The 25,506-nt window shown below is 71.2% G+C and carries 26 protein-coding genes and 1 riboswitch; of the genes, 16 read left to right on the plus strand and 10 right to left on the minus strand.

What is annotated here, in order from left to right:
- Positions 1-27: 27 nt before the first annotated feature.
- From ACFYUV_RS26225 to ACFYUV_RS26235, 3 genes are all read left to right on the plus strand, one after another.
- Positions 28-906 (plus strand): Fpg/Nei family DNA glycosylase, encoded by an 879-nt coding sequence (locus ACFYUV_RS26225; RefSeq protein WP_387672027.1) that lies wholly within the window; start codon positions 28-30, stop codon positions 904-906.
- Positions 907-932: 26 nt separating this feature from the next.
- Positions 933-1,256: a rhodanese-like domain-containing protein gene (locus ACFYUV_RS26230; protein ID WP_352318274.1), complete on the plus strand. Its 324-nt coding sequence runs from the start codon at positions 933-935 to the stop codon at positions 1,254-1,256.
- A 51-nt stretch (positions 1,257-1,307) separates the two neighbouring features.
- Positions 1,308-1,421, plus strand: a riboswitch (TPP riboswitch).
- Complete coding sequence (locus ACFYUV_RS26235) at positions 1,412-2,749, plus strand: purine-cytosine permease family protein (RefSeq protein WP_387672030.1); 1,338 nt, start codon at positions 1,412-1,414, stop codon at positions 2,747-2,749. It overlaps the preceding riboswitch by 10 nt.
- Here ACFYUV_RS26235 and ACFYUV_RS26240 read toward each other — a convergent pair.
- Complete coding sequence (locus tag ACFYUV_RS26240) at positions 2,735-3,307, minus strand: methylated-DNA--[protein]-cysteine S-methyltransferase (protein WP_387672033.1); 573 nt, start codon at positions 3,305-3,307, stop codon at positions 2,735-2,737. The genes ACFYUV_RS26235 and ACFYUV_RS26240 overlap by 15 nt on opposite strands.
- A gap of 95 nt (positions 3,308-3,402) precedes the next feature.
- Between ACFYUV_RS26240 and ACFYUV_RS26245 the strand changes: the two genes are divergently transcribed.
- A complete protein-coding gene (locus ACFYUV_RS26245) occupies positions 3,403-5,271 on the plus strand; it encodes an ATP-binding protein (RefSeq protein ID WP_387672036.1) in 1,869 nt (622 codons plus the stop codon).
- A gap of 151 nt (positions 5,272-5,422) precedes the next feature.
- Positions 5,423-5,848 carry an ATP-binding protein gene (locus ACFYUV_RS26250; protein ID WP_352363279.1) on the plus strand — a complete coding sequence of 142 codons (426 nt, stop codon included), beginning with the start codon at positions 5,423-5,425 and terminating at the stop codon, positions 5,846-5,848.
- Here the strand turns inward: ACFYUV_RS26250 and ACFYUV_RS26255 are convergent.
- From ACFYUV_RS26255 to ACFYUV_RS26265, 3 genes are all read right to left on the minus strand, one after another.
- Entirely contained in the window at positions 5,845-6,486 is a 642-nt protein-coding gene (locus tag ACFYUV_RS26255) for a YidC/Oxa1 family membrane protein insertase (RefSeq protein WP_387672039.1), read from the minus strand. The genes ACFYUV_RS26250 and ACFYUV_RS26255 overlap by 4 nt on opposite strands.
- A gap of 75 nt (positions 6,487-6,561) precedes the next feature.
- Positions 6,562-6,762 (minus strand): DUF6412 domain-containing protein, encoded by a 201-nt coding sequence (locus ACFYUV_RS26260; RefSeq protein WP_352318263.1) that lies wholly within the window; start codon positions 6,760-6,762, stop codon positions 6,562-6,564.
- Complete coding sequence (locus tag ACFYUV_RS26265; RefSeq protein ID WP_358290981.1) at positions 6,759-6,932, minus strand: hypothetical protein; 174 nt, start codon at positions 6,930-6,932, stop codon at positions 6,759-6,761. The genes ACFYUV_RS26260 and ACFYUV_RS26265 overlap by 4 nt, the downstream gene beginning before the upstream one ends.
- A gap of 106 nt (positions 6,933-7,038) precedes the next feature.
- Between ACFYUV_RS26265 and ACFYUV_RS26270 the strand changes: the two genes are divergently transcribed.
- Positions 7,039-7,737, plus strand: a complete 699-nt coding sequence (locus tag ACFYUV_RS26270; RefSeq protein WP_387672043.1) for a response regulator transcription factor — start codon at positions 7,039-7,041, stop codon at positions 7,735-7,737.
- The gene (locus tag ACFYUV_RS26275; protein ID WP_364327934.1) at positions 7,734-8,858 is read left to right on the plus strand and encodes a HAMP domain-containing sensor histidine kinase; all 1,125 of its coding nucleotides are present in this window, start codon (positions 7,734-7,736) and stop codon (positions 8,856-8,858) included. The genes ACFYUV_RS26270 and ACFYUV_RS26275 overlap by 4 nt, the downstream gene beginning before the upstream one ends.
- Positions 8,859-8,941: 83 nt before the next feature.
- Here the strand turns inward: ACFYUV_RS26275 and ACFYUV_RS26280 are convergent, their stop codons facing one another.
- Complete coding sequence (locus ACFYUV_RS26280) at positions 8,942-9,340, minus strand: hypothetical protein (RefSeq protein ID WP_387672046.1); 399 nt, start codon at positions 9,338-9,340, stop codon at positions 8,942-8,944.
- A 187-nt stretch (positions 9,341-9,527) separates the two neighbouring features.
- On the opposite strand from ACFYUV_RS26280, the gene ACFYUV_RS26285 reads away from it, so the two are divergent.
- From ACFYUV_RS26285 to mptB, 3 genes are all read left to right on the plus strand, one after another.
- Positions 9,528-9,875, plus strand: coding sequence for an STAS domain-containing protein (locus ACFYUV_RS26285; protein WP_387672049.1), 348 nt, complete (start codon positions 9,528-9,530; stop codon positions 9,873-9,875).
- Positions 9,872-10,603: a glycosyltransferase family 2 protein gene (locus tag ACFYUV_RS26290; RefSeq protein WP_387672051.1), complete on the plus strand. Its 732-nt coding sequence runs from the start codon at positions 9,872-9,874 to the stop codon at positions 10,601-10,603. The genes ACFYUV_RS26285 and ACFYUV_RS26290 overlap by 4 nt, the downstream gene beginning before the upstream one ends.
- Positions 10,604-10,815: 212 nt before the next feature.
- Positions 10,816-12,378: a polyprenol phosphomannose-dependent alpha 1,6 mannosyltransferase MptB gene (gene mptB, locus ACFYUV_RS26295; RefSeq protein ID WP_387672054.1), complete on the plus strand. Its 1,563-nt coding sequence runs from the start codon at positions 10,816-10,818 to the stop codon at positions 12,376-12,378.
- Here mptB and ACFYUV_RS26300 read toward each other — a convergent pair.
- Entirely contained in the window at positions 12,263-14,611 is a 2,349-nt protein-coding gene (locus ACFYUV_RS26300; protein WP_387672057.1) for a hypothetical protein, read from the minus strand. The genes mptB and ACFYUV_RS26300 overlap by 116 nt on opposite strands.
- A gap of 186 nt (positions 14,612-14,797) precedes the next feature.
- Here ACFYUV_RS26300 and ACFYUV_RS26305 point away from each other — a divergent pair, with 186 nt between their 5' ends.
- The 4 genes from ACFYUV_RS26305 (at position 14,798) to serS (ending at position 18,861) form a co-directional block, all read left to right on the plus strand.
- The gene (locus ACFYUV_RS26305; protein ID WP_387672060.1) at positions 14,798-15,988 is read left to right on the plus strand and encodes a glycosyltransferase 87 family protein; all 1,191 of its coding nucleotides are present in this window, start codon (positions 14,798-14,800) and stop codon (positions 15,986-15,988) included.
- A gap of 22 nt (positions 15,989-16,010) precedes the next feature.
- A complete protein-coding gene (locus ACFYUV_RS26310) occupies positions 16,011-16,433 on the plus strand; it encodes a DUF4446 family protein (RefSeq protein WP_387672063.1) in 423 nt (140 codons plus the stop codon).
- Positions 16,434-16,506: 73 nt separating this feature from the next.
- Positions 16,507-17,427: a prephenate dehydratase gene (gene pheA / locus ACFYUV_RS26315; protein ID WP_387672065.1), complete on the plus strand. Its 921-nt coding sequence runs from the start codon at positions 16,507-16,509 to the stop codon at positions 17,425-17,427.
- 171 nt (positions 17,428-17,598) lie between these two features.
- Positions 17,599-18,861, plus strand: coding sequence for a serine--tRNA ligase (serS, locus tag ACFYUV_RS26320; protein ID WP_358290963.1), 1,263 nt, complete (start codon positions 17,599-17,601; stop codon positions 18,859-18,861).
- On the opposite strand, the gene ACFYUV_RS26325 is transcribed toward serS, so the two are convergent.
- Positions 18,825-20,192 carry a hypothetical protein gene (locus ACFYUV_RS26325; RefSeq protein WP_387672068.1) on the minus strand — a complete coding sequence of 456 codons (1,368 nt, stop codon included), beginning with the start codon at positions 20,190-20,192 and terminating at the stop codon, positions 18,825-18,827. The genes serS and ACFYUV_RS26325 overlap by 37 nt on opposite strands.
- 335 nt (positions 20,193-20,527) lie before the next feature.
- A complete protein-coding gene (locus ACFYUV_RS26330) occupies positions 20,528-20,731 on the minus strand; it encodes a cold-shock protein (RefSeq protein WP_043619750.1) in 204 nt (67 codons plus the stop codon).
- A 250-nt stretch (positions 20,732-20,981) separates the two neighbouring features.
- On the opposite strand from ACFYUV_RS26330, the gene ACFYUV_RS26335 reads away from it, so the two are divergent.
- On the plus strand, positions 20,982-21,761 hold the full coding sequence (locus tag ACFYUV_RS26335; RefSeq protein WP_387672073.1) for an HAD family hydrolase: 780 nt from the start codon (positions 20,982-20,984) through the stop codon (positions 21,759-21,761).
- On the opposite strand, the gene ACFYUV_RS26340 is transcribed toward ACFYUV_RS26335, so the two are convergent.
- Both ACFYUV_RS26340 and ACFYUV_RS26345 read right to left on the minus strand, forming a co-directional pair.
- Positions 21,752-22,264, minus strand: a complete 513-nt coding sequence (locus ACFYUV_RS26340; RefSeq protein ID WP_352318235.1) for a bacterial proteasome activator family protein — start codon at positions 22,262-22,264, stop codon at positions 21,752-21,754. The two genes, ACFYUV_RS26335 and ACFYUV_RS26340, sit on opposite strands and share 10 nt — an antisense overlap.
- A 5-nt stretch (positions 22,265-22,269) precedes the next feature.
- On the minus strand, positions 22,270-23,226 hold the full coding sequence (locus ACFYUV_RS26345; RefSeq protein ID WP_387672076.1) for an NAD(P)H-quinone oxidoreductase: 957 nt from the start codon (positions 23,224-23,226) through the stop codon (positions 22,270-22,272).
- A gap of 114 nt (positions 23,227-23,340) precedes the next feature.
- Between ACFYUV_RS26345 and ACFYUV_RS26350 the strand changes: the two genes are divergently transcribed.
- On the plus strand, positions 23,341-25,506 hold the full coding sequence (locus tag ACFYUV_RS26350) for an AAA family ATPase (protein WP_387672079.1): 2,166 nt from the start codon (positions 23,341-23,343) through the stop codon (positions 25,504-25,506).

The raw sequence follows: 25,506 nt of genomic DNA on the forward strand, positions 1-25,506 counted from the left end.
GCCCGGCGCGCGCCATACCCTGGGGGCATGCCGGAACTTCCCGAGGTGGAGTCGCTCACCAACTTCCTGCGCGAGCGGGCGGTCGGCCGTTCGATCGCCGGCGTCGACGTCGTCGGCTTCCAGGCGCTCAAGACGTTCGACCCGCCGGTCACCGCGCTCGGCGGGCTCACCGTCACGAACGTGTCGAGGCACGGCAAGTTCCTCGACCTCGACTGCGACGGCCTGCACCTGATCATCCATCTGGCCCGCGCCGGCTGGCTGCGCTGGCGCGACGACCTGACCGGCGCGCGGCCGGTGCGGCCGGGCAAGGGGCCGCTGGCCGTACGCGTACGGCTGGCGCCGGACGACGACGGCCTGGCCCCCGGCTTCGAGCTGACCGAGGCCGGCACGCAGAAACGGCTGGCCGTCTACGTCACCGACAAGCCGGAGGACGTGCCCGGCGTCGCCGCCCTGGGCCCCGACCCGCTCGACGACGCCTTCACCGTCGAGGCGCTCAAGCGCATCGTGGGCGGCAACCGCACCCAGATCAAGGGGCTGCTGCGCGACCAGAAGGTGATCGCGGGCATCGGCAACGCCTACTCCGACGAGGTGCTGCACGCGGCGAGGATGTCGCCGTTCAAGATCGCCGCGACGCTGACCGACGCCCAGATCGCCGACCTGCACGAGGCCATCGTGACGACGTTGCGCGACGCCGTCGAACGGGCGCACGGGCTGGCCGCCAAGGACCTCAAGGCGGAGAAGAAGTCCGGGCTGCGCGTGCACAACCGGGCCGGCCAGCCGTGCGACGTGTGCGGCGACACGATCCGCGAGGTGTCCTTCGCCGACTCCGCGCTCCAGTACTGCCCGACCTGCCAGACGGGCGGGAAGCCGCTGGCCGACCGGCGGATGTCGCGCCTGCTCAAGTAGGGTCCCGGGCGCGGGATGATGGAGACATGACCGTTCCAGAGATCGACGTCACCGCCGTTCCCGACGACGCCTACCTGCTCGACGTCCGCGAGCAGGACGAGTGGCTGGCCGGCCACGCCCCCGAGGCCGTGCACATCCCCATGTCGCAGATCCAGGGCCGGGTCGAGGAGGTGCCCGCCGACCGCACCGTCTACGTGGTGTGCCGGGTAGGCGGCCGGTCGATGCAGGTCACGGCGTGGCTCAACCAGCTCGGGCGCGACGCCGTCAACGTGGGCGGCGGCATGCAGTCGTGGGAGTTCGCGCGCCGTCCCATGGTCAGCGAGACCGGGCAGGATCCTTTCGTGGCCTGAATGCCCCACTGTGGCGGTTCCGCCGCCATTGAGGCATGATGAGGGCGCCAACTGCATAGTCGCGGGAGCTCGGGGTGCCGGGCTGAGAGGGCAGCAACACAGCCGCTGCCGACCGCCTGAACCTGTCCGGGTAATGCCGGCGTAGGGAGTGTGCGATGACGCATGTCGTCGACGAAGTTCCGCTGACCCTTGACGGCGCGCCCCCCAAGACCCTCGGCGTCCTCGACCAGGGCGCGCTCTGGGCCAACCTGGGTGTCAGCCTCCTCGGCTTCTCCGGCGCGCTCGTCCTGATCGATCCCCTGGGCAACGCGCCGCTCAGCCTCGTGGCCGCGCTCACGGCCGCCGTGGTCGGCAGCCTCATCGGCACGGCCATGGTCGGCCTGTCGGCCATCCCCGGCACGCAGACCGGGCGGCCGGCGATGGTGCTGCTGCGCGGGCTGTTCGGGGCGAAGATGTCGTACGTCCCGTCCGTGCTGAACATCGTGCAGATGCTCGGCTGGGGGGCCTTCGAGCTCTGGGTGATCGCCAAGGCCGCGAACGCGATCTTCGGGAGCGTCCCGTACCAGGTGTGGGTGGTGGTGGCGGGGGTGCTGACCACCGCGCTCGCCGTCTGGCCGCTCGGGTCGATCCGGCTGCTGCGCCGGTACGTGACCGCCGGCGTGATCGTGTCGCTGATCTGGTTCACGGTGTCGTTCCTGGGCGAGGCGCCGACGTACACGGGCGGGTCGTGGACGGCCTTCGCCCCGGCCGTCGACTACGTCATCGCCCTGTCGGTGTCGTGGGTGCCGATGGCCGCCGACTTCGCCAGGCACTCGCGTTCCAGCCGGGCCGCCTTCACCGGCGTCGTCGGCGGCTACACCGTCGCCCAGGTGGCCTGCCTGGCACTCGGCGTGTACGCGGTGGCCATCGCGGGCGCCCAGGCGGTCCAGGCCGACGGCATGGTCGTGTTCCAGCCGTTCGTCGCGGCGCCGCTGGGCGCGCTGTTCTTCGGCATCCTGGTGCTGCGCGAGACCGACCAGTCCTTCGCCAACGTCTACTCCACCACCGTCTCGCTGCAGAACCTGATGCCGAAGGTGGACCGCCGGGTCGTCTCGACCGCGATCGGCGTGCTCACCACCGCGATCGCCCTGGTCGTGGACGTCACCTCCTACGGCGCGTTCCTCGGGGTGATCGGCGCGGTGTTCGTGCCGATGTTCGCCGTGCTGGCCGTCGACTACTTCGTGCTCGGCGGCGCGGCCCGCTGGAACACCGCCGAGGACGCGCCCTCGCGCTGGCTGATGCTGCTGCCGTGGGCGCTGGGCTTCGCCGCCTACTGGTTCACCACCTCGACGCCCACGGTCGCCGGCTGGGACGGCTTCTGGGCCTCCGCCCGCGAGGCCGTCGGCTTCACGCGGGAGCCGTGGATGAACGGCGCGCTCGGCGGGGCGCTGGTCGCGGCCCTGGTGACGCTGCTCATCGGCGTGCTCGGCCGGCGTCGCTCAGCGGCCCGCTGAGACCCGGCGTTCGACGTTGAGCAGGTGCTGCTTGGCGGCCACGCCTCCGGCGTAGTCGCCGAGCTCGCCGTCCTCGCGGACCACCCGATGGCAGGGCACGATCACGCACACCGGGTTGGCGCCGACCGCGTTGCCGACCGCGCGAAGGGCGCGCGGCCGTCCGATGCTCGCGCCGATCTCCTCGTACGTCGTGGTCGTGCCGTAGGGCACCGCCATGGTCTTCTGCAGCACGGTACGGGCGAACGGCGTGGCCAGCGCGAGGTCGACCGGCGTGGCGAAGGTGCGCAGCCGGCCGGAGAAGTACGCGTCGAGCTCCCGGCGCACCGGGTCGAGGCGGCGGGCGTCGGGCCCGATGAACGTGCCGACCTCCTTGGCCACCCGCTCGAACACGGTGTTCTCGGCCTCGAAGCTGCAGGCCGCGATGCCCTTGCCGGTCACCGCGAGCACCAGCCTGCCCACGGCGCCGTCGTAGGTGCCGAACGCGATGTGTGGCGGCCCCTCGCCCTTGTAGGTGCTGGAGGTCACTCTCAGCAGGGCATCGAGGTCGCTGCTCGACATGCCGCTCACCCGTTTCAGCCACCGGAATCTTCGTGAGCGCAGCGTATCGGACGGATCGCCCGTCAGACCCACCACGCCACGTGCACTATGGAGGTGTGGGATACGCATGGGTCGGCAGTGACGAGGAGATCGCTCGCGCCGTGCTCGCCGGGTCCCCCAACGCCGTGGTGGCGCTCGACCGCGACCAGAGCGTGCTGGTCTGGAACGCGGCGGCCGAGCACCTGTTCGGCTGGACGGCGGCCGAGATGCTGGGTCGCCGGGCGCCGATCGTCCCCGACGAGCTGGCCGCCGAGCACAACGCGGTGCTGGAGCGCGTCCGCACCGGGGGCCAGGTGTCGCTGCGCACCAAGCGCGTCCACAAGGACGGCAGGCCGCTCGACCTGCGGGTGGACATCAACGCCCTGCGCATGGGCAACTCCGTGGTCGGCTACGTCCTGGCCCACCATCCCGCGCGGGCCGACGAGGTCGCCGGGCTGCGCATGGAACGCCGGGCCAGGCTGGTGCGCCGGCTCACCGACGTGGTCGGCGACATCAACTCCGAGCTGGAGCTGCCGGCCGTGCTCGACCGCATCTCGGCCAGCCTCACCGAGCTGACGGGCGCGGACGCGGGCGGGTTCGTGCTGATCGAGGGCGAGCGGCTGCGGCTGGTCAGCACGTACCGGCTGCCGGAGACGCTCAGGGGCACCACCACCGGCCTGCGGACGAGCCTGGTGGACAAGCTCTTACGGACGGGCAAGACCGTCATGCTGGAGTCCCAGGGGCTCGGCGACCTGGTGTGGGCCAGGCTCAACGGGCTGCACACGATCGCGCTCGGCCTGGCCGCGGTCGGCGGCCGCCCCTACGGCGCCCTCTACGCGCTGTTCGCCGGGCCCGCCCCCGGCCACCTGGAGCTGGAGCTGCTCGAACTGCTGGCCGGGCACGCCGGCATCGCGGTGGGGAATGCGGTGGCCTACCAGGAGGCGGTGCGGCAGCGGGCGCACGAGCGGGCCGTGTTCGACGCCAGCGCCGACGGCATCGCCGTGCTGGACGACGCCGGCCGGGTCGTGCGCTGGAACCCCGCCGCGGCCGAGCTGACCGCCTTCCCCGCCGACGCGGTGATCGGCGGCCCGCCGCCGTTCCCGCTGCCCAGCCCCGGCGAGAAGCTCACGTTCCAGCTGGAGAACGGGCGCTGGCTGGACGTGGTGAGCGCGCGCATCGAGGAGACCGGCGAGATCGTCATCGACTTCCGCGACGTCACCCAGGCCAAGGAGCTGGAGGAGGCCAAGGACCTCTTCCTGGCCACCACCAGCCACGAGCTGCGCACGCCGATCACGATCGTGCGCGGGTTCGCCGGCACGCTCGACGCGCGCTGGGACAAGATGAGCGACGCGGAACGCCGCTCGGCCGTGCACACGATCGCCGAGCGGGCCGGATCGCTGGGCCAGCTCATGGACCACCTGCTGCTGGGAGCCAGGGCGGGCGCGGACGAGCTGGCCGTGCGGATCGAGGCGTTCGACCTCGCGGCCCGGATCCACGCGGCCACGCTCGGCCTCCCCGCGTTGTCCGACCGCCACCGCGTCGAAGTACGCATCCCGGACGAATTGCCGCCGGTGCTGGGTGACGCCCTGGCAACCGACATCGTCTTGGGGCAATTGCTGGAGAACGCGTTTAAATATTCCCCAATGGGTGGATTGATCTGTGTTGAAGCTTGGCCCGAAGACGACGGCGTGGTCGTAGTGGTGGATGACGAGGGGGTCGGAATCCCACCGCCTGACCGCGAACGGATCTTTGAGCGCTTCGTCCAGGTGGACAGCGGGGACCGGAGACGCTTTGGTGGAGTGGGGCTCGGGCTCTACATCGTGCGCAGTCTGGCCAGGGCACAGGGGGGAGAAGTGAGTGCTCAACCGAGGCCCGGAGGGGGTACGAGGATGCGGTTGATCCTGAGGCGCGCTTCCCCTATCCGATCCGACACACCGATGCGGTAACGAGGTGGTCACAGTTGAGCTGATCTATCGTCCAATGTGTACAAGCTGTGATCGAGATGCGGTTTCTGCGATTGGCTAACGGGGCATTTCGGTCGTACCGGGGAGTGTTCCCGCGGGGGGCACAGGGAACGGGGAGGTGGGTGTGTCAAGCGTGGTGCTGCTGCCGTACGCGCCGTCCAGCGTCGCCGTCGCCCGCCAGCGTCTGAGCACTGACCTGCAGGATTGTGGGGTCTACACCGCCGCGATCGACGATGCGGTGCTGGTGGTGAGCGAGTTGCTGAGCAACGCGCTGCGGCACGCGCATCCGCTGCCTTCAGGCATGGTGAGGGTCGCCTGGATGCGTAGCGACGATCACATAGAGGTGGCGGTCAGCGACGGGGGTGCGGCGACGGAGCCGCGGGCGGGCCGCCCGACCCTGTCTTCGCTCGGGGGCCGGGGGCTGGGGATCGTCGAATACGTGGCTGAGAGCTGGGGGGTTCGTCACGACGGTGACACGACGACGGTGTGGGCCATCCTGCCCGCACCCAACGGGGCGGCGGTGAACGGGCAGGTCGCGGCCCTGAAGGAGGCCGGTTAGGCGGTCCTGGCCGCCAGTGCGGCCCGTTCGGTGACGGCCCACGCCGTGGAGACCAGGAGGTACAGGCCGGCCGCCAGGGGGAGCACGAGCACGGCCAGCGCGGAGCCGTACGGCAACAGCGGCATGACCCTGCGCAGCAACTCAGGCTGCTCCTCCGACACCTTGATCGAGCGTGCCGACAGCCATGCCAGCAGCACGAGCCCCGCGATCACGATGACAAAGACCGAAACCGGCCAACTGATCAGACCGAAATTGGCCACCACGCCCGCGAGCTGCTGGCCCAGCGGCGCCCCGAACAGAGTGTGACCGGCCAGTGCCGTCGGGTGCGTGGCCACCCTGAACATCAGCCACAGGAACGGCAATTGCGCCAGCATCGGCAAGATCCCCGCGAACGGCGACGTGCCCTCCCGGGCGTACAGAGCGGTCAGCTCCTTGGACAGCCGCTCGGGATCGCGCCCATGGCGCTTGCGCAGCTCCTGCAACTTCGGCGCGAGCCGCTGCCGGACCTGGCCGGCCCGCGCCTGCCGGACGTTGAGCGGCAGCAGGACCAGGCGTACGGCGAGGGTGAACAGCACGATGGCGAGCGCGGCATGGCCGCCGGACACGCCGATGACGAACGTGACAAGTGAATCGATCATGAGCCCTTCAGACATGACGACGGATCAGGGCTCACCCATGACGATGAGCCCCGCTTTGACGGAAGCGGGGCTCGCCTAAGGCGCTCGTGGACGCGGGCGTCCGGCCGCGTCGGGATCGCGCAGCCGCTGGAAGGCCGTGCGGCGCGCGTAGGTCAGCGGGAAGCCGGGAGACTCACCGCCGAGGACGGGCGGCAACGTGGCCGCCCACGTGGCAAGCAGGAGGATCGCCATCATGGTGATCCCCACCAGCCACGGATCGAACAGAAGCGACGTCACTGCGACGAACGGGACTTACCGACGACGGTGACGGTGATGAAGACGATCAGGCCGACGACCCCGACGATCAGGGCGAACTTGAACAGACCTGCCAGCAGCGGCAGCAGGAAGTTGAACAGCACGAAGAGACCGAGAAGGGTCCCTAAAACGAGCATCACGACTCTACTCATGAGGCCACCGTACGTCCTGCGAGCATGATCCGCGAGGCTTACGAACCTGTGACGTCCATGTCCGCCACCATGTCCGCCACGTGGGGCTCAGCCGTACGGTGAGACGGTGAACACCCGCATCCTGGTGGTCGACGACGATCCGACCGTGTCCGAGGTCGTGGCGCGCTATCTGGAGCGCGACGGGCACGAGGTGGAGTGCGTGGGCGACGGCGCCGAGGCGCTGCGCAGGGCCCTGGCCGACCCGCCCGACCTCATGGTGCTCGACCTGATGCTGCCCAGGATCGACGGGCTCCAGGTGTGCAGGAAGCTCAGGGAGCGGTGGCCGGTCCCGGTGATCATGCTGACCGCGCTCGGCGAGGAGATCGACCGGGTGGTGGGCCTGGAGACCGGGGCCGACGACTACGTGACGAAGCCGTTCAGCCCCCGGGAGCTGGCCTTGCGCGTGCAGTCGGTGCTGCGCCGGGCGCGGGGGGCGTCGGTCACGGCCGGCACCGGCGTGCTGCGCGACGGCGACCTCGTCGTGGACGTCGGCGCCCACGAGGTGCGGCTCGGCGGCGCGCGGGTGATGCTGACGGCCAGGGAGTTCGACCTGCTGGCCTACCTCATGCGCAACCCGCGGCAGGCGTTCAGCCGGTCGGCGCTGCTCGACCAGGTGTGGGGATGGTCGTTCGGCGACTCCTCGACCGTGACCGTGCACGTGCGGCGGTTGCGGGAGAAGGTCGAGGCGGACCCGACCGAGCCGCGGCGGATCGTCACGGTCTGGGGTGTCGGCTACCGGTACGAGCCGCAGGAGAGCGCGGGGTGACGCCTCCCGATCCCATGGTGTCGGTGAGCGAGCTGCCCATGGTCGTGGCCGTCTCGGCGGGGCTGGGGCTGCTGGTCGCCGCCGCCGGCGTATGGGCCATGGGACGGCTGCGGACCAGGTCGATCGGGGTGATGCTGGCCGTCGTGGTGGTGGTCGCCGTGGCGGCGACGCTGGCGGGCGTGGTCGCCATCACCATGAAGATGATCATCGAGGGGGCGGTCAAGGACTTCGTGCTCAGCGTGGTCGCGGTGGGCGGCCTGGTGGGGCTCGGGGTCGCGTTCGTGCTGGCCAGGCGGGTGGTGGGGGAGAGCAGGCGGCTGGTGGCGGCCGTGCGCGACGTGCCGTTCAGGGCGCCGCTGGGGTTGCCGGCCGAGCTCCAGGAGATCGCGAGCACCCTTGAGGAGGCGTACGCGCGGGAACGCGCGCTCGAAGGCGCGCGCCGGGAACTGGTCGCCTGGGTGAGCCACGACCTGCGCACGCCGCTCGCCGGCCTGCGGGCCATGGCCGAGGCCCTGGAGGACGGGGTGGTGGCCGACCACGAGACGGTCGCGCGCTACCACGGCCAGATCAAGCTGGAGGTCGAACGGCTCTCGGCCATGGTGGACGACCTGTTCGAGCTGTCGCGCATCCACGCGGGCGCGTTGCGGCTCTCGCGGGCCAGGATCGGGCTCGCCGACCTCGTCGCGGACACGCTGGCCGGGGTCGAGCCGCTGGCCAGGGCCAAGGGGGTGGTGCTCACGGCGGAGGCGGCGGGGGCGGTGCCCGTGGAGGCCGACGCGGCGGCGCTGGGCCGGGCACTGCGGAACCTGGTCGTCAACGCCATCCGGCACACGCCGTCGGAACGGGCCGTGGTGCTGCGGGCGGGGGTGGACGAGCAGGGGATGGCCTGCCTCTCGGTGGCCGACGGTTGCGGGGGGATTCCCGAGGAGGATCTGCCTCGGGTGTTCGAGGTGGCGTTCCGGGGGGAGGCCGCGCGTACGCCCACCGCCGACGGCGGCGCCGGGCTCGGGCTGGCGATCGCCCAGGGGATCGTCGAGGCGCATGATGGGATGATCGGGGTGGTCAACGAAGGACCGGGGTGCCGGTTCGAGATCCGGTTGCCCCTGGTGTCCGGAAGTTGACGTTCCCGCACGGTGTCCTGCCTCGATCTTCCGCTGTGGTCTCGCTTCCTCGGTCGTGGGTCGCCCGGGTCAGGGCGCCCGGGTCAGGCGGGTTCGGGGAGCGCGGTGTCGCGTTGCCCGAACGACTCCGACATCGCCCGGAACGTCGGGCAGGGCCAGCGCCACATGCAGCTCCGGCACCGCAGGATCGGGTTGGCGGTGTCGCTCGTGATGCCACCCGCGTCGCGCGGCTGGTGCAGGTCGAGCAGCCGCAGCCCGAGCTCGGCGAACCTGAGCAGGTCGGCGCGGGAGCCGGCCAGGAAGTCGAGGTCTTCGCTCGCCAGCCTGGTGCGGATCGGGACGTAGCCCTCGTGGTTCAGCAGACTGCGCAGGCGCGCTGCTTCGTCATGCCATGACGTGGCCTTTTCTGTGCGGATGAGGATGGTCTCCAGACGTTCCCGGAGCCCCTGACGCTGTGGATCTTCAGGTTTCTCTGCATTCATCGATACGAGGCCCATGGGGCGGGCCACAGCCCCTCCTTCTCCATGAAGCGTTGCCGGTTCCGGTGTCACGCTGTCAAGCTTCGCGTACTCTCCGTTTTGATGGAGCCCAAACGGAGGACAAAAACCTGTCGTTCCCCTCTCGGCGTGACAACGTGACCGGAAGCCTCCGCGCCGCTAGCCTGCCCATGTGGAGCTCAAGGTCTCGACTCGATCACATGCCGGGTGCGCACTCGTTGCCATCGCCGGAGAAATCGACCTCTATACGGCGCCTCACCTGCAGGCCGAGTTCACTCGGCTGCTGCAGGACGAGCCCAGCCGGGTGGTCATCGACATGTCCGCCGTGGATTTCTGCGACTCCACGGGGATGAACGTGCTGCTCTCGGCGCTCAAGCGCATGAAAGAGCGGGGAGGTGTGCTGGAGGTGGCCGCGCCGCGTCCGGCCGTCCGCAAGATCCTGCAGGTGACGGGGCTCGTCTCGGTGTTCACCGTGCATGACGAGCTGCCGCAGGAGTTCCTCATCACCGAGGGATCATGACGCAGGCTGACACGGCCGTCGTCATTCCCGCGGTGAACGAGGGCGACCGCATCGCCGCCACCGTCGCCGCGGCGGCCGGCCTGCCGGGCGTCGATCTCGTCGTGGTCGTCGACGACGGCTCGCACGACCGCACCGGCAAGGTGGCGCGGGCGGCGGGCGCGCGGGTGGTCCGCCACAGCCGCAACCGAGGCAAGGCCGCGGCCATGGAGACGGGCGCTGAGGCCGTACGCCTCCTCGACGAGGACCGTACCCCTCGCCACCTGCTCTTCCTCGACGCCGACCTGGGTGACACGGCGAGCGCCGCGGCGCCGCTGGTGGAGCCCGTGCGCGAGGGCAAGGCCGACATGACGATCGCGCTGTTCGGCACGCGGGTGAAGCTCGGCGGCCATGGGTTAGTCGTGCGCGTGTCCAAAGACGGCATCCGCCGCGCCACCGGCTTCGAGGCCGCCCAGCCGCTCAACGGCCAGCGTTGCCTGACCCGAGCCGCCTTCGAGGCCGCCCGGCCGCTGGCGCACGGGTTCGGCGTGGAGACGGCGCTCACCATCGACCTGCTGCGCAAGGGGTTCAGGGTCGTCGAGGTCGAGGTGGAGATGTCCCACCGGGCCACCGGCAACGACTGGCGGGCCCAGCTGCACCGCGCTCGGCAGCTGCGGGACGTCGCTCTGGCTCTGGCGAGCCGGGAGCCGGTGGTCGTCGAAAGTCTCGGCAAACTCCTTCCCAAGCGGTGATTTCGTGCTCCGGGTTATCCACAGGCGTGGATGATCTGGGGCTGGCGCCGTGACGAGTGTGCTGGAATTTGCGGGTGACTTCGGAGAGACGCCGCAAACAAGCACAAGCCCCACCCTTCCGGGTGGCATCGCTGCGGCTTCCGTGGTCTGCCGCCGACCGGCGCCGGTTCCCGGCGGGCGGGGGCGGGGTCGTCGCGTGGGGTGGGCGGCCGGTGTTCGCCCGGGCCTCCGCGGCCGGTGGGCGGCCGGTGTTCGCCCGGGCCTCCGCGGCCGGTGGGCGGGCGGCGGCGCCTCGGCCGGGGCGGCTCCTCGACGCCGTTCGAGCGCGGCTCGCGGTTCCCGGGCTGGTGATGATCGCGGTCTCGGTGCTCCTGACGATCACGATCGGGTTGCTCGGGCCCTCTCCCATGGTGCCCGCGCTGGGCGGGCCGGGGTGGCAGCCGCCGTACTGGCTGGATGCCCGTCCTGATCCTTATGCGGTGCTCGTCCTGGCCGCGGCGGCTCTGCTCATCGGCGGAGCCGGGCTGCTGGCGGCGCTGGCCGCCGGGCCGCGTCCCGGGCTGCCGGTCCGGCCGCTGGTGCTGCTCGGTTGTCTCGCCGCGGGGGTGCTCGCGTTCCTGCCTCCCTCGGGCTCCGGCGACCACCTCAACTACGCCGTGTACGGCCGGATGGTCACGCTGGGGCTCAACCCCTACACGCACGGCGCCGTCGACCTGCCGGGCGATCCCATCGCCGACGCGGTCGAGCGGCCGTGGCGCGAGGAACCCAGCGTCTACGGGCCCGTCGCCACCGCTCTGCAGGCGCTGGCGAGCTGGATCGGCGGCGACTCGCTCCGGTTGACCATCTTCGTGCTGGCGGTGTTCAACGCCGCCGCCTTCGTCGTCACGGCCCTGCTGATCGACCGCTTCACCAGGGACGATCCCGCCCGGCGGCTGCGGGCCGCCCTGTTGTGGGCGGTCAATCCGCTCCTGCTCTACCACCTGGTCGCGGGCATGCACGCCGACACCCTGGCCATCGCGTGCATGGTGGCCGCGCTGCTGGCCAGGGCACGTCCGGTCGCGTCGGGGGTGCTGCTCGGGCTGGGGGTGGCGACGAAGCTCAACGCGGGGCTGGTGGCGCTGGGGCCCGCGTGGGAGCTGCGCCGACGTCCCGGGCGGCTCGCCGTCATGGCGGCCGGCGCGCTGGCCGTGGTGGTCGTCGGCTACGCGGTCGTCGGGCCCGAGGCGATCACGCCGGTGACGACCACCAGCAAGGCGATCTCGCACGCCTCGTTCTGGAAGCTGGTGCAGGGGTGGCTCTGGGCCCTGGTGGGCACCGGGCGCGCGTACCGGGGCGAGATCCAGGTGAGCGCGCTGGTGGTGCTCGCGCTCGTCGCCTGGTCGTTGCTCCGGCTGGCGTCCCGGCGGTCCGCCTTCCGCGAGGGGGCCTCCGGAGGGCTGGAGGCGCCGGTCGTGGCGGCGGCGCTCGTCGTGGCCTACCTGTTCGCCACGCCGTACCTCCTGCCCTGGTACGACGGGCTGGCGTTCGGCATGCTCGCCCTGGTGGGCGCCTCGGCGGTCGACGGGTTCATGGTCGCCCACCTGCTGGTCCTGTCCCTGGCCTACCTGCCCGCCCGGGTCGACGGGCAGCCGCGGGGCGTCGAATGGCTCAGTGGCGTCCTCAGGCCTCAGATCGCGTGGGCGCTGCTGGCGTTGACCGTTCTGCTGGTGGTGTGGGCGTGGCGAGCTGGAGGGCCCGTACGCAGGCCGCGAGCGTCAGCGGCACCGCCACCGTGAGCGCCATGGCCGGGATGGCGATGCCCGAGTCGTTCATCAGGAAGCCGATGAAGGCGCAGGTGAGCGTCCCGAACAGGCCGGCCCTGAGCGGCGGGGCCAGCGTGTACGCCTGACCCAGCGCCGAGATCCCCCATCGCGACGGGCGGGCCAGCACCAGGAACAGGAAGGCCAGCGCGACCAGCGAGAGCAGGGTCAGCGGCCAGTTGCCCACGGTCACGCCGATCATGGCCCCGAACTTGCGTCCGACGACGGTCCACGCCTGGCCGTCGATGATCTGCTGCACGAACGCGCCGAGGTGCGTGCGCCTGTCGGCCGGGCGCATCCAGTCGAAGACCGAGATGGCGGCGATCAGCGCGACCGCGCCCACCCCCACGAGCAGGAGTTTCACCACCGACACCCGCCTGCCGGAGAGCAGGATGAGGAAGACCGCCACCCCGATCACGAACGCCGGGACACCGCCGAAGTCCGCGCCCCACGAGGGCGAGCCGTCCGCGAAGACGGCGAAGGCGCCGTACAGGCCGCACAGCGCCACGACCACCGTCCTGGAGACGCCCCTGCCGAGCAGCCAGTGCGCCACCCCGGCCAGGCCGAGAACCGTGCCGGTGGCGTAGATGGCGAAGGCGATGTTGCTGAAGCCGTAGAACCGTCCTCCGGTGACGGGTTCGTAGCCGGTCACGGCGTTGACCTGGAGGGCCGAGCCGGTCATCACGTCGATGAGGAGGGCGAGCGAGGTGACGGCCGCGACCACGGTGAGCGGGCCGAGCACGTGCGCACGCCAGGGGCCGGCGAACGCGAGGCCGGTGATCAGGGCGGCGATGGCCAGGATCGTCACGATCACCGAGACCATCGGCATCGGCAGGCTCCACCACGGCACGAGCTGGGCCAGGAACGTGGAGACGGCGATGGCGCCGCTGACGGTCGCCACCACCTGGATGGCGGCCAGCAGCTTCGAGGCGTCGGCCGGGTCGCCGCCCGCAGCTGGGGCAGGGTGGTCGTTCGCCTGGGGAGCGCCCGGCACGGCGGCGGTCGCCGTGGGCGTGCGGTCGGCCGACGAGCCGGCGGCGTCGGACGCGGGCGGGGCCTGCCGGACGCGGGAGGAGCGGCGGCGGCGCAGCGCCAGGGCGGCCAGGGCGTAGAAGAGCAGCTGGACGCTCACCAGGACGGTGAAGAAGGGCCCGCGTACGTCCCGGAGCACCTGGCTGGCCAGGTCGCCGTCGGCCAGTCGGGTCACCGTGGCGGCGGCCGGCGCGGAGGCGTCGCCGTCGGGCTGCCAGGCGCGGCCGACCACGTCGCGAGGGGCGGTCAGGCCCAGGAGCTGGATGGCGGTGGCGGTGAGGTCGGTGATGGTGACCAGGCCGTCCTGGCGGGTGGAGGAGGCGGTGAGAGAGCCACCCTGCGGGTACGGCTGCCCGCTCGGGGACGGTCCCGTGGCGAGGGCCGCGTGGAGGTGGGCGTTCGGGCCGAGGTCGGAGATGCCGGCGAGCAGGACGGTGGTGTTCTGGGGCACTTTGCCGATCAGGGCGGCGATCTGCTGGTCTGCCCTGGTTGCGGCGGCTTGGCGTTCGGCGGCCGGGAGCGAGACCGGGATTCCGTGATCGTCGAGGGGGCCGCGGGCCCAGGCGGTGGTGAGGTCGGCGGCTTCGAAGACGATCAGGTTGTAGGGGGTCAGGTCGTTCAGGGCGTCGAGGGTGGGGGCGTATTTGGTGATTTTTCCGGTCTTGTCGGCGGCGGCGAGGGCGGCGCCGGGGCCGATCGCCGCCACCTTGCCTCCGCCGTCCGCCACCAACTGGCCGAGCGTGCCGATCTGGGCCGCGTAGCCGGTGTCGGCCTGGAAGGCCACCAGCTCCCGCCACCCGGGGACGGTGGCGCCCTCCCCGGCGGGCTGAGGAGGCGTCGCGGCGGGGCAGCCCTGTCCGGGAGTGCCGGCGCGCTGACCGGCGGAGACGGTCAGCCAGCCGGCCATGGGGCAGGTGAGGCCACGGTCCTTGGGCGGGACGGCGCGGGTGGACAGTGACGCCGAGCTGCCCTGGGCGACGAGCTTCCACAGGGTCGGGGTGCCCGACTCGCTGAAGTCACTCCACTGGAGACCGGGGACGCCGACCACGACGACCCGCCGCCCTGCCGGCCCGCCTTGCCCCGGGACGCCGTTGCCCGAGGCCGCCGCGGCGTTCCCCTGGGCGGCGGCGGCCGTGCCGGGGAGGAGGAGGGCGGCGAGCAGGAGGCCGAGGAGCACCGTGACGAGATGGCGGCGCGCCCGAGGCGCCGCTGCACCGAGATTGTGCGGGGGCTCGGGGCGGGCGCTCGGGGTCGCGGGGCGTACGCGACGCGCTTGGTGCTCGCCCCCGAGCGTGGCGTAAGGCATGTGCGGAACCCCCAGTGTCTGCGCCCTCGATCAACAGCCACGGTAACGTGCCACATCGTGACAAGAGGCGAGGTGCGAGTGATCCGGCGGCAGTGGTGGGCGTGGGTGGTGGTGGCGCTCGTCGTCGCGGCGGCGGCCGCGCCTCTCGTGCACACGTGGCTGACCAACCCGGACGACCAGCGGCTCGTCGACCTCGACGTCTACCGTACCGGCGGCCAGATGCTGCTCGACGGCCGTCCGGTGTACGACTTCTTCACCCCGGCGCCCCAGCTGCTGCCGTTCACCTATCCGCCCGTCGCGGCCATGCTGGCCGTGGCGCTGGCCGAGATGTCCTGGGGCACCGCCCAATGGGTGTGGACGGCCGGCATCTTCGCGGCGCTGGCGGTCACCGTCTGGTTCGCCTTCCGCCAGGCGCTGCGGGCCTACGTGCCATGGGTGTTCGGGCTGCTCATGGTGGCCTGCACGTACCTGATGCCGATCCGGGACCAGGTGCGGTTCGGGCAGGTGGACATCCTGCTGGTCGCCCTGTGCCTGGTGGACTGCCTGGCACGGCGGCCCTGGCTGCCCCGGGGGTTCCTGGTCGGGCTGGCCACGGCCGTCAAGCTGACGCCCGGCGTCTTCCTGATCTACTTCCTGGTCACCAGGCAGTGGCGGACGTTCTTCATGGCGGCCTTCGTGGCGGCCGTGCTGACGGTGCTGCCGTTCGTGGTGATCCCGCAGGACGCGTCCGCCTTCTGGTTCTCGGCGCTGCTCGATCCGGAGCGGCTGGGGGCGAACACCGCCACGACGAACCAGTCGATCCGCGGCATGTTGCTGCGGCTGTACATGCCGGAGCCGCTGACGTTCGTGATCTGGGCGGTGATCGTGGCGGCCGTGGCCTGGTACGGGTTCCGGGCGGCGCGGGCGGCGTACCTGGCGAAGGACGAGCTGACGGCGGTGGCGCTGACGTCGCTGATGGCGGTGCTGCTCTCGCCGGTCGCCTGGATCCACCATCTGGCCTGGGTGGTCGTGGTGCTCGGGGCGATCGTCGGCGACGGGCGCGATCCGGTGAGGCTGCGGGTGGCCGCGGGGGTCTGGCTGTTCTACGTGGTGCCCGTGCCCTGGTGGGGGGTCTCGCTGATCGCCGCCGGGATCCCGGGGGTGAGCCTGGTGCTCGGGAAGATCGTGCAGGACGGGTTCGGGCTCGGGGCGCTGGTTCTGGTCTGGCTGCTGGCGTCCTGGTTGCCCAAAAGGCGGCAACTGGCTTGACCGAAGTATTACCCTCTGTGGCGTGCTCGTTACCGCTTGGGTAGTCGTGGGCCTCGTGGCCGGGGTGAGTGGCGTGTTCATCGGCTACATGGGCCTCAGGCAGGCCAGGGCCGCCGTCGACGACTGTCTGCGCAGGGTGGCCAGGCAGGCCGGCGAAGGCGCCGGCGACCTCAGGGCGATCAGGGACGTGGCCGTGTGCCGCTACGACGCGCTCGCCGAGATGAGCGGCAGGCTCTCGTTCTCGGTGGCCATGATCAACGGGCTGGGCGACGGCATCGTGCTGACCTCGATCAACGGCACCAGCGAGACGCGCACGTACGTGCGTCCGGTGGTGGGCGGGAAGGGGCAGCAGCCGCTGTCGCCGGAGGAGGAGCAGGCGGTGCGGGCGGCCCGGCCCGGGCTGGGGCCGCTGGTCCCGCCGCGGGTCCTCAAAGGTTCACGCTGAGTGTCCGCACGGGTGCCGTACGCGGTCGGCGAAAGGGCGGCGTGCTGCGACCACCTGCGGATACTCTGGATGCATGCCCAGACTCGCCTATCTCGGACCGGAAGGGACCTTCACCGAAGAGGCCCTGAGGCTCCTTGACCCCGCCGCCGAGCGCCTGCCCTGCGCCACGGTGAGCGCGGCGCTCAACGCCGCCCGTTCCGGTGACGCCGACGGCGCCGTCGTGCCGCTGGAGAACTCCATCGAGGGCGCGATCACCACGACGCTCGACGAGTTCGCGTGGGGCGAGCCGTTGACGATCACGGCCGAGCTGCTGCTGCCGGTCCAGTTCTCGCTGCTGGCCAGGCCCGACACCGAGATCGCGCACATCAAGCGGGTCTACACCCATCCCGCGGCCATCACGCAGTGCCGCGCCTTCATCGCCCGCGAGCTGCCCGACGCCGTGGTGGTCGCCGCGCCTTCCACGGCGGCCGCGGCCCAGGAGGTCTCGCTGCCCGGCTCGCCGTACGACGCGGCCATCGCCGCGCGCATCGCCGGCGAGCACTACGGGCTGGTCGCGCTGGCCGGCGACATCGGCGACCGGTCCGACACGGTGACCAGGTTCGTCAAGGTGAGCCGTCCGGGGCCGCTGCCGGAGGCGACCGGCTCCGACCGCACCACGCTGGTCGTCTTCCTGGCCGACGACCACCCGGGCGCGCTGCTGGAGATGCTGACCGAGTTCTCCGTGCGCGGGGTCAACCTGACCCGCATCGAGTCCCGGCCGACGGGCGACGGCATCGGGCGCTATTTCTTCCACTTCGACTTCGAGGGGCACATCGCCGACGCGCGGGTGGGCGAGGCCGTCGCCGGGCTCCACCGCATCTGCGGCGAGGTGCGCTTCCTCGGCAGCTACCCCCGCGCCGACGGGGTCACGCCGCAGATCAAGAGGGGCACGGCCGACACCCAGTTCGCCGAGGCCGCCGACTGGCTGGCCCGCATCAGGTCCGGCCGGCTCTGACCCCTGGGGCGTTCACGCGGGCCTGACCGCTCTGAGGTGGTGACGCGGGTCCGGCCGTTCCCGGTGGTTCACACAGGTCGCGGTGCCTTCGGGGGGTCCGCGGGTGCGCCCCGAGTGGTGCGCCGGGGAATCCAGGGGCGGGGTGGGGGTGGGCGCCGGTAGCCTTTCCTTGTGATTGACCTGCGTACCCTTCGTGAGGATCCCGACCGGCTACGGGCGTCGCAGCGTGCCCGCGGTGAGGACGACTCCGTCGTCGCAACGCTGCTCGACCTCGACGAGCGCCACCGATCCGCGCTGACCTCGTTCGAGTCGATGCGCGCTGAGCAAAAGAGCATGGGCAAGTCGGTCTCCAAGGCGCAGGGCGAGGAGAAGGCCGCGCTGCTCCAGCGGGCCAAAGACCTCGCGAGCCAGGTCAAGGCCGCCGAGGCCGAGGCGGAGAAGCTGGCCGCCGAGCTCGACCAGCTCATGCAGACGGTGCCGAACATCGTCGAGGAAGGCGCCCCTCCGGGCGGCGAGGACGACTATGTCGTCCTGGAGACGTTCGGGGAGCCGCGCCAGTTCGACTTCGAGCCGAAGGACCACCTGGAGCTCGGCGAGGCGCTCGGCGCGATCGACATGGAGCGCGGCGCCAAGGTGTCCGGCTCGCGGTTCTTCTTCCTCAAGGGCGTCGGCGCGCGCCTGCAGCTGGGCCTGCTCAACATGGCGATGCAGCAGGCGATCGAGGCCGGTTTCACGCCGATGATCACTCCGGTGCTGGTCAAGCCGGAGACCATGCAGGGCACCGGCTTCCACGTGGCCCACGACAAGGAGATCTACCGCCTGCCGGAGGACGACCTCTACCTCGTCGGCACCTCCGAGGTGGCGCTGGCCGGCTACCACGCCAACGAGATCGTGAGCGGCGACGAGCTGCCGCTGCGCTACGCGGGCTGGTCGTCGTGCTTCCGCCGCGAGGCCGGCTCGTACGGCAAGGACACCCGGGGCATCATCAGGGTCCACCAGTTCGACAAGGTGGAGATGTTCTCCTACGTCCGTCCCGAGGAGGCGCACGAGGAGCACCAGCGGCTGCTGGCCTGGGAGAAGGACATGCTGGCCAAGATCGAGGTCCCCTACCGGATCATCGACACGGCGGCGGGCGATCTCGGCATGTCGGCGGCGCGCAAGTTCGACTGCGAGGCGTGGATCCCGACCCAGGGCCGTTACCGCGAGCTGACCTCGACCTCCAACTGCACCGAGTTCCAGTCGCGCAGGCTCGCCGTCCGTTATCGGGACAAAGACGGCAAGCCGCAGCATCTGGCCACGCTCAACGGCACGCTGGCCACCACCCGGTGGATCGTGGCGATCCTGGAGAACCACCAGCAGGCCGACGGCTCGGTGGTGGTTCCCAAGGCGCTGCGTCCCTACGTGGGGCTCGACGTGCTGGAGCCGTCCAAGTAGGAGTGGCGGCGGGCGTCGATCGCGATGACGGCGACGCCCGCGACCACGATCAGGCCGGTCAGCAGGGCCGCGAGCGTGACGGCGGTCCCGTGGGTCTCGGGCGTGCCGCGTGCCCAGCCGTGGAAGGGCAGGTAGACGGCCGCGTAGACCAGCGGCGCGGCCACCACGCCGGTCAGCGCGCTCACCGGCTGCGGCTTGCCGTCCCAGGCCAGCACGAGGCACGCCAGCCCGGTCGCCAGCGCGACCGCCCAGCTGAACACGGCGGTGAGGTTGACGAACACCGTCTCGCCGATCCCGCTGTCCAGCGCGACGTACATGGCCAGCGCCCCGATCGCCCCTGATGTCGCGAACGCGCCCTGATACCTGCGCATCCTGGCGCCGACGCCGCCCAGCAGCATGCACACCGCCAGGAAGAGCGCGACGTTCCGCTCGGGGCTGAGGTCCACCTCGTCGGCCCGCACGTCGTCGAGCGTGTACGACCAGCCGAGGCGACGCCAGGCGCCTGAGACGTCCCTGACCAGGATGCCGTCCACGCCGTTGGCGACGACCACGACGTGTCCTCCGGGCCTGGCCTGGACCGCCAGGTCGTAGGACATGAGCATGCTCTCCTCCGCGCCGTGCTTCCTGGTCAGGCGGAGGCGGGCGTCGGTGGACGGTTCCCAGGAGGGCCGCCAGGTCCGGCCGCCGTCGTCCGACTGGTCCACGCCGAGGTGGTTCTGGCGGACGCGGTAGCAGCGGGTCGCCTGGCCGGGCACGCACTGGGCGCTGATCGACGTCCGGGTCGCGGCGGGGGCGGTTCCGTCGGTCCAGGTCGTGCCGCCGTCGTCGGAGAGGCGGGAACTGTGTTCCGTGCCGGTCGTCCCAACGACGATCTTGCCCGACTCGGTCACGTCCACGGACAGGGCCGCCGATGCCGGGACGGGCCCGGCCGTGGCGGTCACGGCCAGGACGGCCAGCGGCACGGTGACCATGATCCGCCGGCGCGGGGAGTCGGTGCCGGCGCTGCGCTGCCGTACCCACCAGGCCAGGGCGAGGGCGGGCAGGGCGATCAGGTCCGTCGGGTCGGCCAGGACGCGCGCGGGGCCGGCCACGAGGCTCCAAGCCTGGGAGGCGAGATCGGCGCCCGTCTCCGTGGTCTTCATGAACGTGAACAGCAGGCCGGCCAGGACGGTGGCCGCCAGGTCGGCGCGGCGTCCGAGGAGCAGTGCCAGCACGGCGGGGGCGACCACGAGTCCGGCCAGGTCACTGAGCTTGCCGGTGAGGAGGCCGGGCCAGAGCGGCTTGAAGAGGTGGTCGTTGAGCAGGAGCAGGATGACCCCGGTGATGGTCACGGGGTGACATAACCACGCGTACCTCATATACGGGTGGATGGCGGGAGACGGAGGGAAGTTGGGCCGTGCCCGAGGCCGTGACTGATTTGTGAAACTCCCCTTTGTCCACAGGGCGACAGGCGCCTGTGGACAGGAGTGCGGCAGGCGCTTCAGACGGCCGCTGAGGCGCGAGTACATGTCCGGACATGGGAGGGGCCGCACGACGCCTCTCGGGGCCGCCACGGCGTCCTCAGGCTTTGGCGAGAGGCAATGGCGGTCTCCGGGGCGAGAAGCAAAAAGACCGGAGTCCGCTGGAATGCGGACCCCGGCCTTACTTGCGAACTACGAACTACAGGTCAGATAGCACGGACCTGGGAGGCCTGCGGCCCCTTCTGTCCCTGCGTGATCTCGAACTCGACCCGCTGGCCGTCTTCAAGGCTGCGGTAGCCGTTGCCGACGATCTCGGAGAAGTGCACGAACACGTCCGGCGCACCGCCGTCCGGGGCGATGAAGCCGAAGCCCTTCTCAGCGTTGAACCACTTGACGGTTCCCTGAGCCATAAAAGCTCTCCCTCAGGATGTGAATCTATGGGACCCACACCTCGTGGATCCCGGTGTGTCGTACAGCAGGCACCCGGGGTGGCTCAGACAAAGTCATGCTGGTTTTCACTACGGGATCAGCTAATACAACGCCATCACATCTAACACCATTCTGGCGCGTTGGTGTTCCCGTCCCTACGAAGATTTCTGTCAGGCGGCATCACCGGGCAAACTGGAACCTGTTATGCAGAGCCTTGCACCGCCGCGCCTAGTGGCCACCGACCTCGACGGCACCGCCCTGCGCGCCGACGGAACCGTGTCTCCCCGGACGGCTGCGGCCTTCGCGAAAGTCGAGGAATCCGGGGCCGCGCTCGTCTTCGTGACCGGACGGCCGCCCAGGTGGATGGGGGAGGTCGCGGGCGCCGTACGGCACCGTGGCCTGGCCGTATGCGCCAACGGCGCACTGATCTACGATCTCCATACCGAACGGATAGTGGAATCTCACCTCATCGACGCCCACGTACTGGGGGAAGTCGTCGCTCAGCTACGAGCGAACGTGTCCGGTCTCGTATTTTCGGTCGAGTATGAAGGCGGTTTTGCGCATGAGTCCGATTTCCGGCTCGGTGGTCTGGATCGCAAGGGTGTCGGAGTTGTCCGGATTGACCGAGACGCGCTGACCGCCCGGCCCTGCGCCAAGTTGCTCGCCCTCCATCCCGAGATGGGCGCCGACGAGCTGCACGCGACCGTGCACGACCTGGTGGGCCACCTGGTGACCGCGACCCACTCCAGCCACGGCGGCCTGGTCGAGATGAGCGCCCAGGGCGTGACGAAGGCCACGGCGCTGGCCACGCTCGCCGGGCGGCACGAGATCAAGCCGGCCCACGTGGTCGCCTTCGGCGACATGCCGAACGACCTGCCCATGCTGAGCTGGGCAGGTACGTCGTACGCCGTCGCGAACGCCCACCCCGACGTGCTGGCGGCGGTCGATCACGTGACCGCGTCCAACGACGAGGACGGCGTCGCTCAGGTGCTGGAACGGCTCTACAGGTAGGGGCCCGACCCGCTCGGCGGCCGGTGGCCCTCGTCACCCGGCACGCCGGGCAGCGCCCTGCGCATCTGCTCCAACTGGGCCCTGGCCGCCATCTGCTGGGCGAACAGGGTGGTCTGGATACCGTGGAACAAACCCTCCAACCAGCCCACGAGCTGGGCGTGCGCGATGCGCAGCTCGGCCTCGCTGGGGGGCGTGCCGTTGTCGTCGGTGAACGGGAGCGACAGCCGTTCCAGCTCGTCGACCAGCTCCGGCGCCAAACCGTCCTCAAGCTCCTTGATGGAGGACTCGTGGATCTCCTTCAAGCGCTTGCGGCTGGCCTCGTCGAGGGGGGCGGCGCGCACCTCCTCCAGGAGCTGCCTGATCATGCTGCCGATGCGCATCACCTTGGCGGGCTGCTCGACCAGGTTGGTGACCGAGCGCTCTTCATCACCGCTATCGCCCTGACCTTGGAAGTCGGGGCCCACCACCACGATGTGAGGGGTGTTGTTGTCCTCAGCATTCATAACACTCACCGTACTAGCAGGATCTTGCCGACGTGCTCTCCCGAATCCAACATTCGGTGTGCATCGGCTGCCTCTGCCATGGGCACGCTCGCGTAGACCACGGGACGTACGGCACCCGCCTCGACCAGCGGCCAGACGTTGTCCACGACGCTCCGGACGATGACGCCCTTCTCGTCGACCGGACGGGCGCGCAACGTGGTGCCGTGGACGGAGGCCCGCTTGGTCAGCAGCGCGCCGAGATCGAGCTCGGCCCTTCCGCCGCCCTGGAGGCCGATGATCACCAACCGGCCGCCGGTGCGCAGCGCCCGGACGTTGGCCGCCAGGTACTTGGCGCCCATGATGTCGAGGATGACGTCGGCCTCCACCCGGTCGGCGAAGTCCTCCTCGCGGTAGTTGACGACCTCGTCCGCGCCCAGCTTCCTGACCTGCTCGGCCTTCGCCTCGGACCCGACCGTGGCCGCCACCCGCGAGCCGAGCGCCTTGGCGAGCTGCACCGCGAACGTGCCGATGCCGCTGGCCCCGCCGTGCACCAGCAGGGTCTCGCCGCGCCGCAGCCGGCCGACCATGAACACGTTCGACCACACCGTGCACGCCACCTCGGGCAGCCCCGCCGCCTCCGCCAGCGGCACGCCCTGCGGCGCCGGCATGACCTGCTGCCAGGGCGCCGCCACGCGCTCGGCGTAACCGCCGCCGGCCAGCAGCGCGCACACCTCGTCGCCGGCCTTGAACTGCTCGACGTCCGCCCCCACCGAGGCCACCACGCCCGACACCTCCAGCCCCGGGTACAGGGGCGCGCCGGGCGGCGGGTCGTAGAAGCCCATCCGCTGGTGGACGTCGGCGCGGTTCACCGCCGAGGCCACCACGTCGATGAGCACGTCGCCGCGTCCGACGGCCGGATCGGGCACCTCGCGCCATTCCAGGACCTCTGGTCCACCCGGCTCGGTGATCTCAATGGCTCGCATGCGATCCACGGTAGCCGGGCAAAGAAGTTGTGGGTTGCCGGGCTGCGCGGGAACGCGTGGCGTTAACCTGCAAAGTATTTGCTGCCCCTTTAGACCCACCCGAGGGGGAACACGGTGGCAAGACACGATCGAGAAGAATCTCTCGAGGAACAGCTGGCCTGGCTCGACGCGATCAAGGAGACGGAGGAGACGCCCGTCTCCGTCGGAGCCTCGTCCGCGTCGGCGGACGAGCCGGTCGCTTCGCCGTACCCCAAGGACCCCTGGCTGCTCGTGCCCACGCCGCACGACACGCCGACGCCGCCGCTGTTCCGCGCCGCCGTCGACTCCGTTTACGGCCACGCGGCGGCCGAGGATCTGCCCGCGGCCGAGAGCGAGGCAGGGGAGTGGCTGGACAGGGCCGCCACGCAGGAGAGCGGCAGGGGGCAGGAAGGCAGCAAGGGGCAGGAGAGCGCGGCGGGCGAGCCGGCCGTGCCGCCGGTGAGTCTCGGCCGGTCGGAGGACCCTTTCCTGGCGCCGCTCAAGCCGTTGCCGCGTCCTGACGACACCGACAGCTACTCCTTGACGTTCACGCCGCCCGAGCGGGCGGGGAGCGGGGAGAAGGACACCGAGCAGGGCCGGGAGCAGGGCGAGAGGCCGAGCCAGGGGCAGGGCGAGGAGCCGGTCGGGGACCAGGGACGGCAGCAGGGCCGCCAGCAGGGCCGCCAGCAGAGCGAGGAGCAGGCGCGCGAGAGCGAGGAGCCGGGCTGGCCATCGCTCGGCGACTGGTCCCGGCCCGCCGAGCAGTCGAACGAGACGCAGCCGATGATCACCGAGCTGCCCGAGGCGTTCGACCTGCCGTCCCGTACCGAGCTGCCCGGGGCGTTCGACGTGCCGTCGCGTACCGAGTCGCCCGGGGCGTTCGACGTGCCGTCCCGTACCGACGCGGCCAGGGTGTTCGACGAGCCCGCCCCGATCGAAGCCGCCGAGCCCGCCCCCGTCGAGCCGCCGCGGGGGTTCGAGGAGCCCGTCCGCCGAGAGGAGCCGGTCCGGGCGGAGGAGCCCGTACGCAGGGAGCCCATACGCGGGGAGGCGGTCGAGGAGGCGGCGGCCGACGAGCGGCCCCGCTGGGACGAGCGGCCGCAGTGGTCCGACACCTCCTTCCGCGAGGGCCGCCCGCAGCGGCCCGACCTCGCGCACGGCGAGGCCCCCGCCCCCCAGGACGCCGCGCGGGACGAGCGCCCGCAGTGGAGCGACCGCCAGGAGTGGCGGCCGGCCGAGCGGGAGATCCCGCCGCCGCACGAGCGCCGCCGGCGTCCGGCGCCCATCCCCGTGTTCACCGCGCCGCAGCGCCCGCCGCTCACCGGCAGGCCGACCGCCGACAGCCTCGACCCGGAGTCGTTGCTGCGCGGCAGGCGCAACGCGCCCTCGAAGGGCTGGCGACGTCTGGTCTACAAGGCGTCCGGCGGCTGGATCAAGCCGGGCGAGGCGCCGGAGGTGCGCCGCCGCCGCGAGCTGGTGACCAGGGCGCGCACCCCCGTGACCACCGGCCACCACCGGGTGGCGGTGCTGAGCCTGAAGGGCGGCGTGGGCAAGACCACGACGACGGTCGGGCTCGGCGCGACGCTCGCGCAGATGCGCGGCGACCGCGTCATCGCCGTGGACGCCAACCCCGACCGGGGCACGCTGTCCGACAAGCTGGTGCTGGAGACCTCCGCCACCGTGCGCGACCTGCTCAACGAGCGCGACCAGGTCAAGCGGTACGTCGACATCAGGGCGTTCACCTCGCAGGCGCCCTCGCGGCTGGAGGTGCTAGCCTCCGACCGCGACCCGTCGGTGTCGGAGGCGTTCAGCGGCGCCGACTACCAGGCCGTCTCCCAGGTGCTGGAGAACTTCTACTCCATCTGCATCACCGACTGCGGCACCGGCCTGCTCCACTCCGCCATGGGCGGCGTGCTCGGGCTCGCCGACCAGATCGTGCTGGTCAGCAGCCCTTCCGTGGACGGCGCCAGGGCCGCCTCGGCCACTCTCGACTGGCTGGAGGCCCACCACTACGCCGACCTGGTGAAGAACGCGACCGTGGTGCTGTGCAGCGTCCGGCCGCGGTCGAAGTCGGCGGTGGACATCAGAAAGCTGGAGGCCCATTTCGCGGCCAGGTGCCGCGCGGTGATCAGGGTGCCGTACGACCCGCACCTGGAGGAGGGCGCGGAGATCGACCTCGACCGGCTCCAGGAGGCGACCAGGGAGGCCTACCTGCAGCTCGCCGCCAGTGTGGGCGACGGGTTCGCGGGTGTGCGCGAGTGA

Source organism: Nonomuraea sp. NPDC003560, assembly GCF_042878785.1.
Taxonomy (GTDB): Bacteria; Actinomycetota; Actinomycetes; order Streptosporangiales; family Streptosporangiaceae; genus Nonomuraea.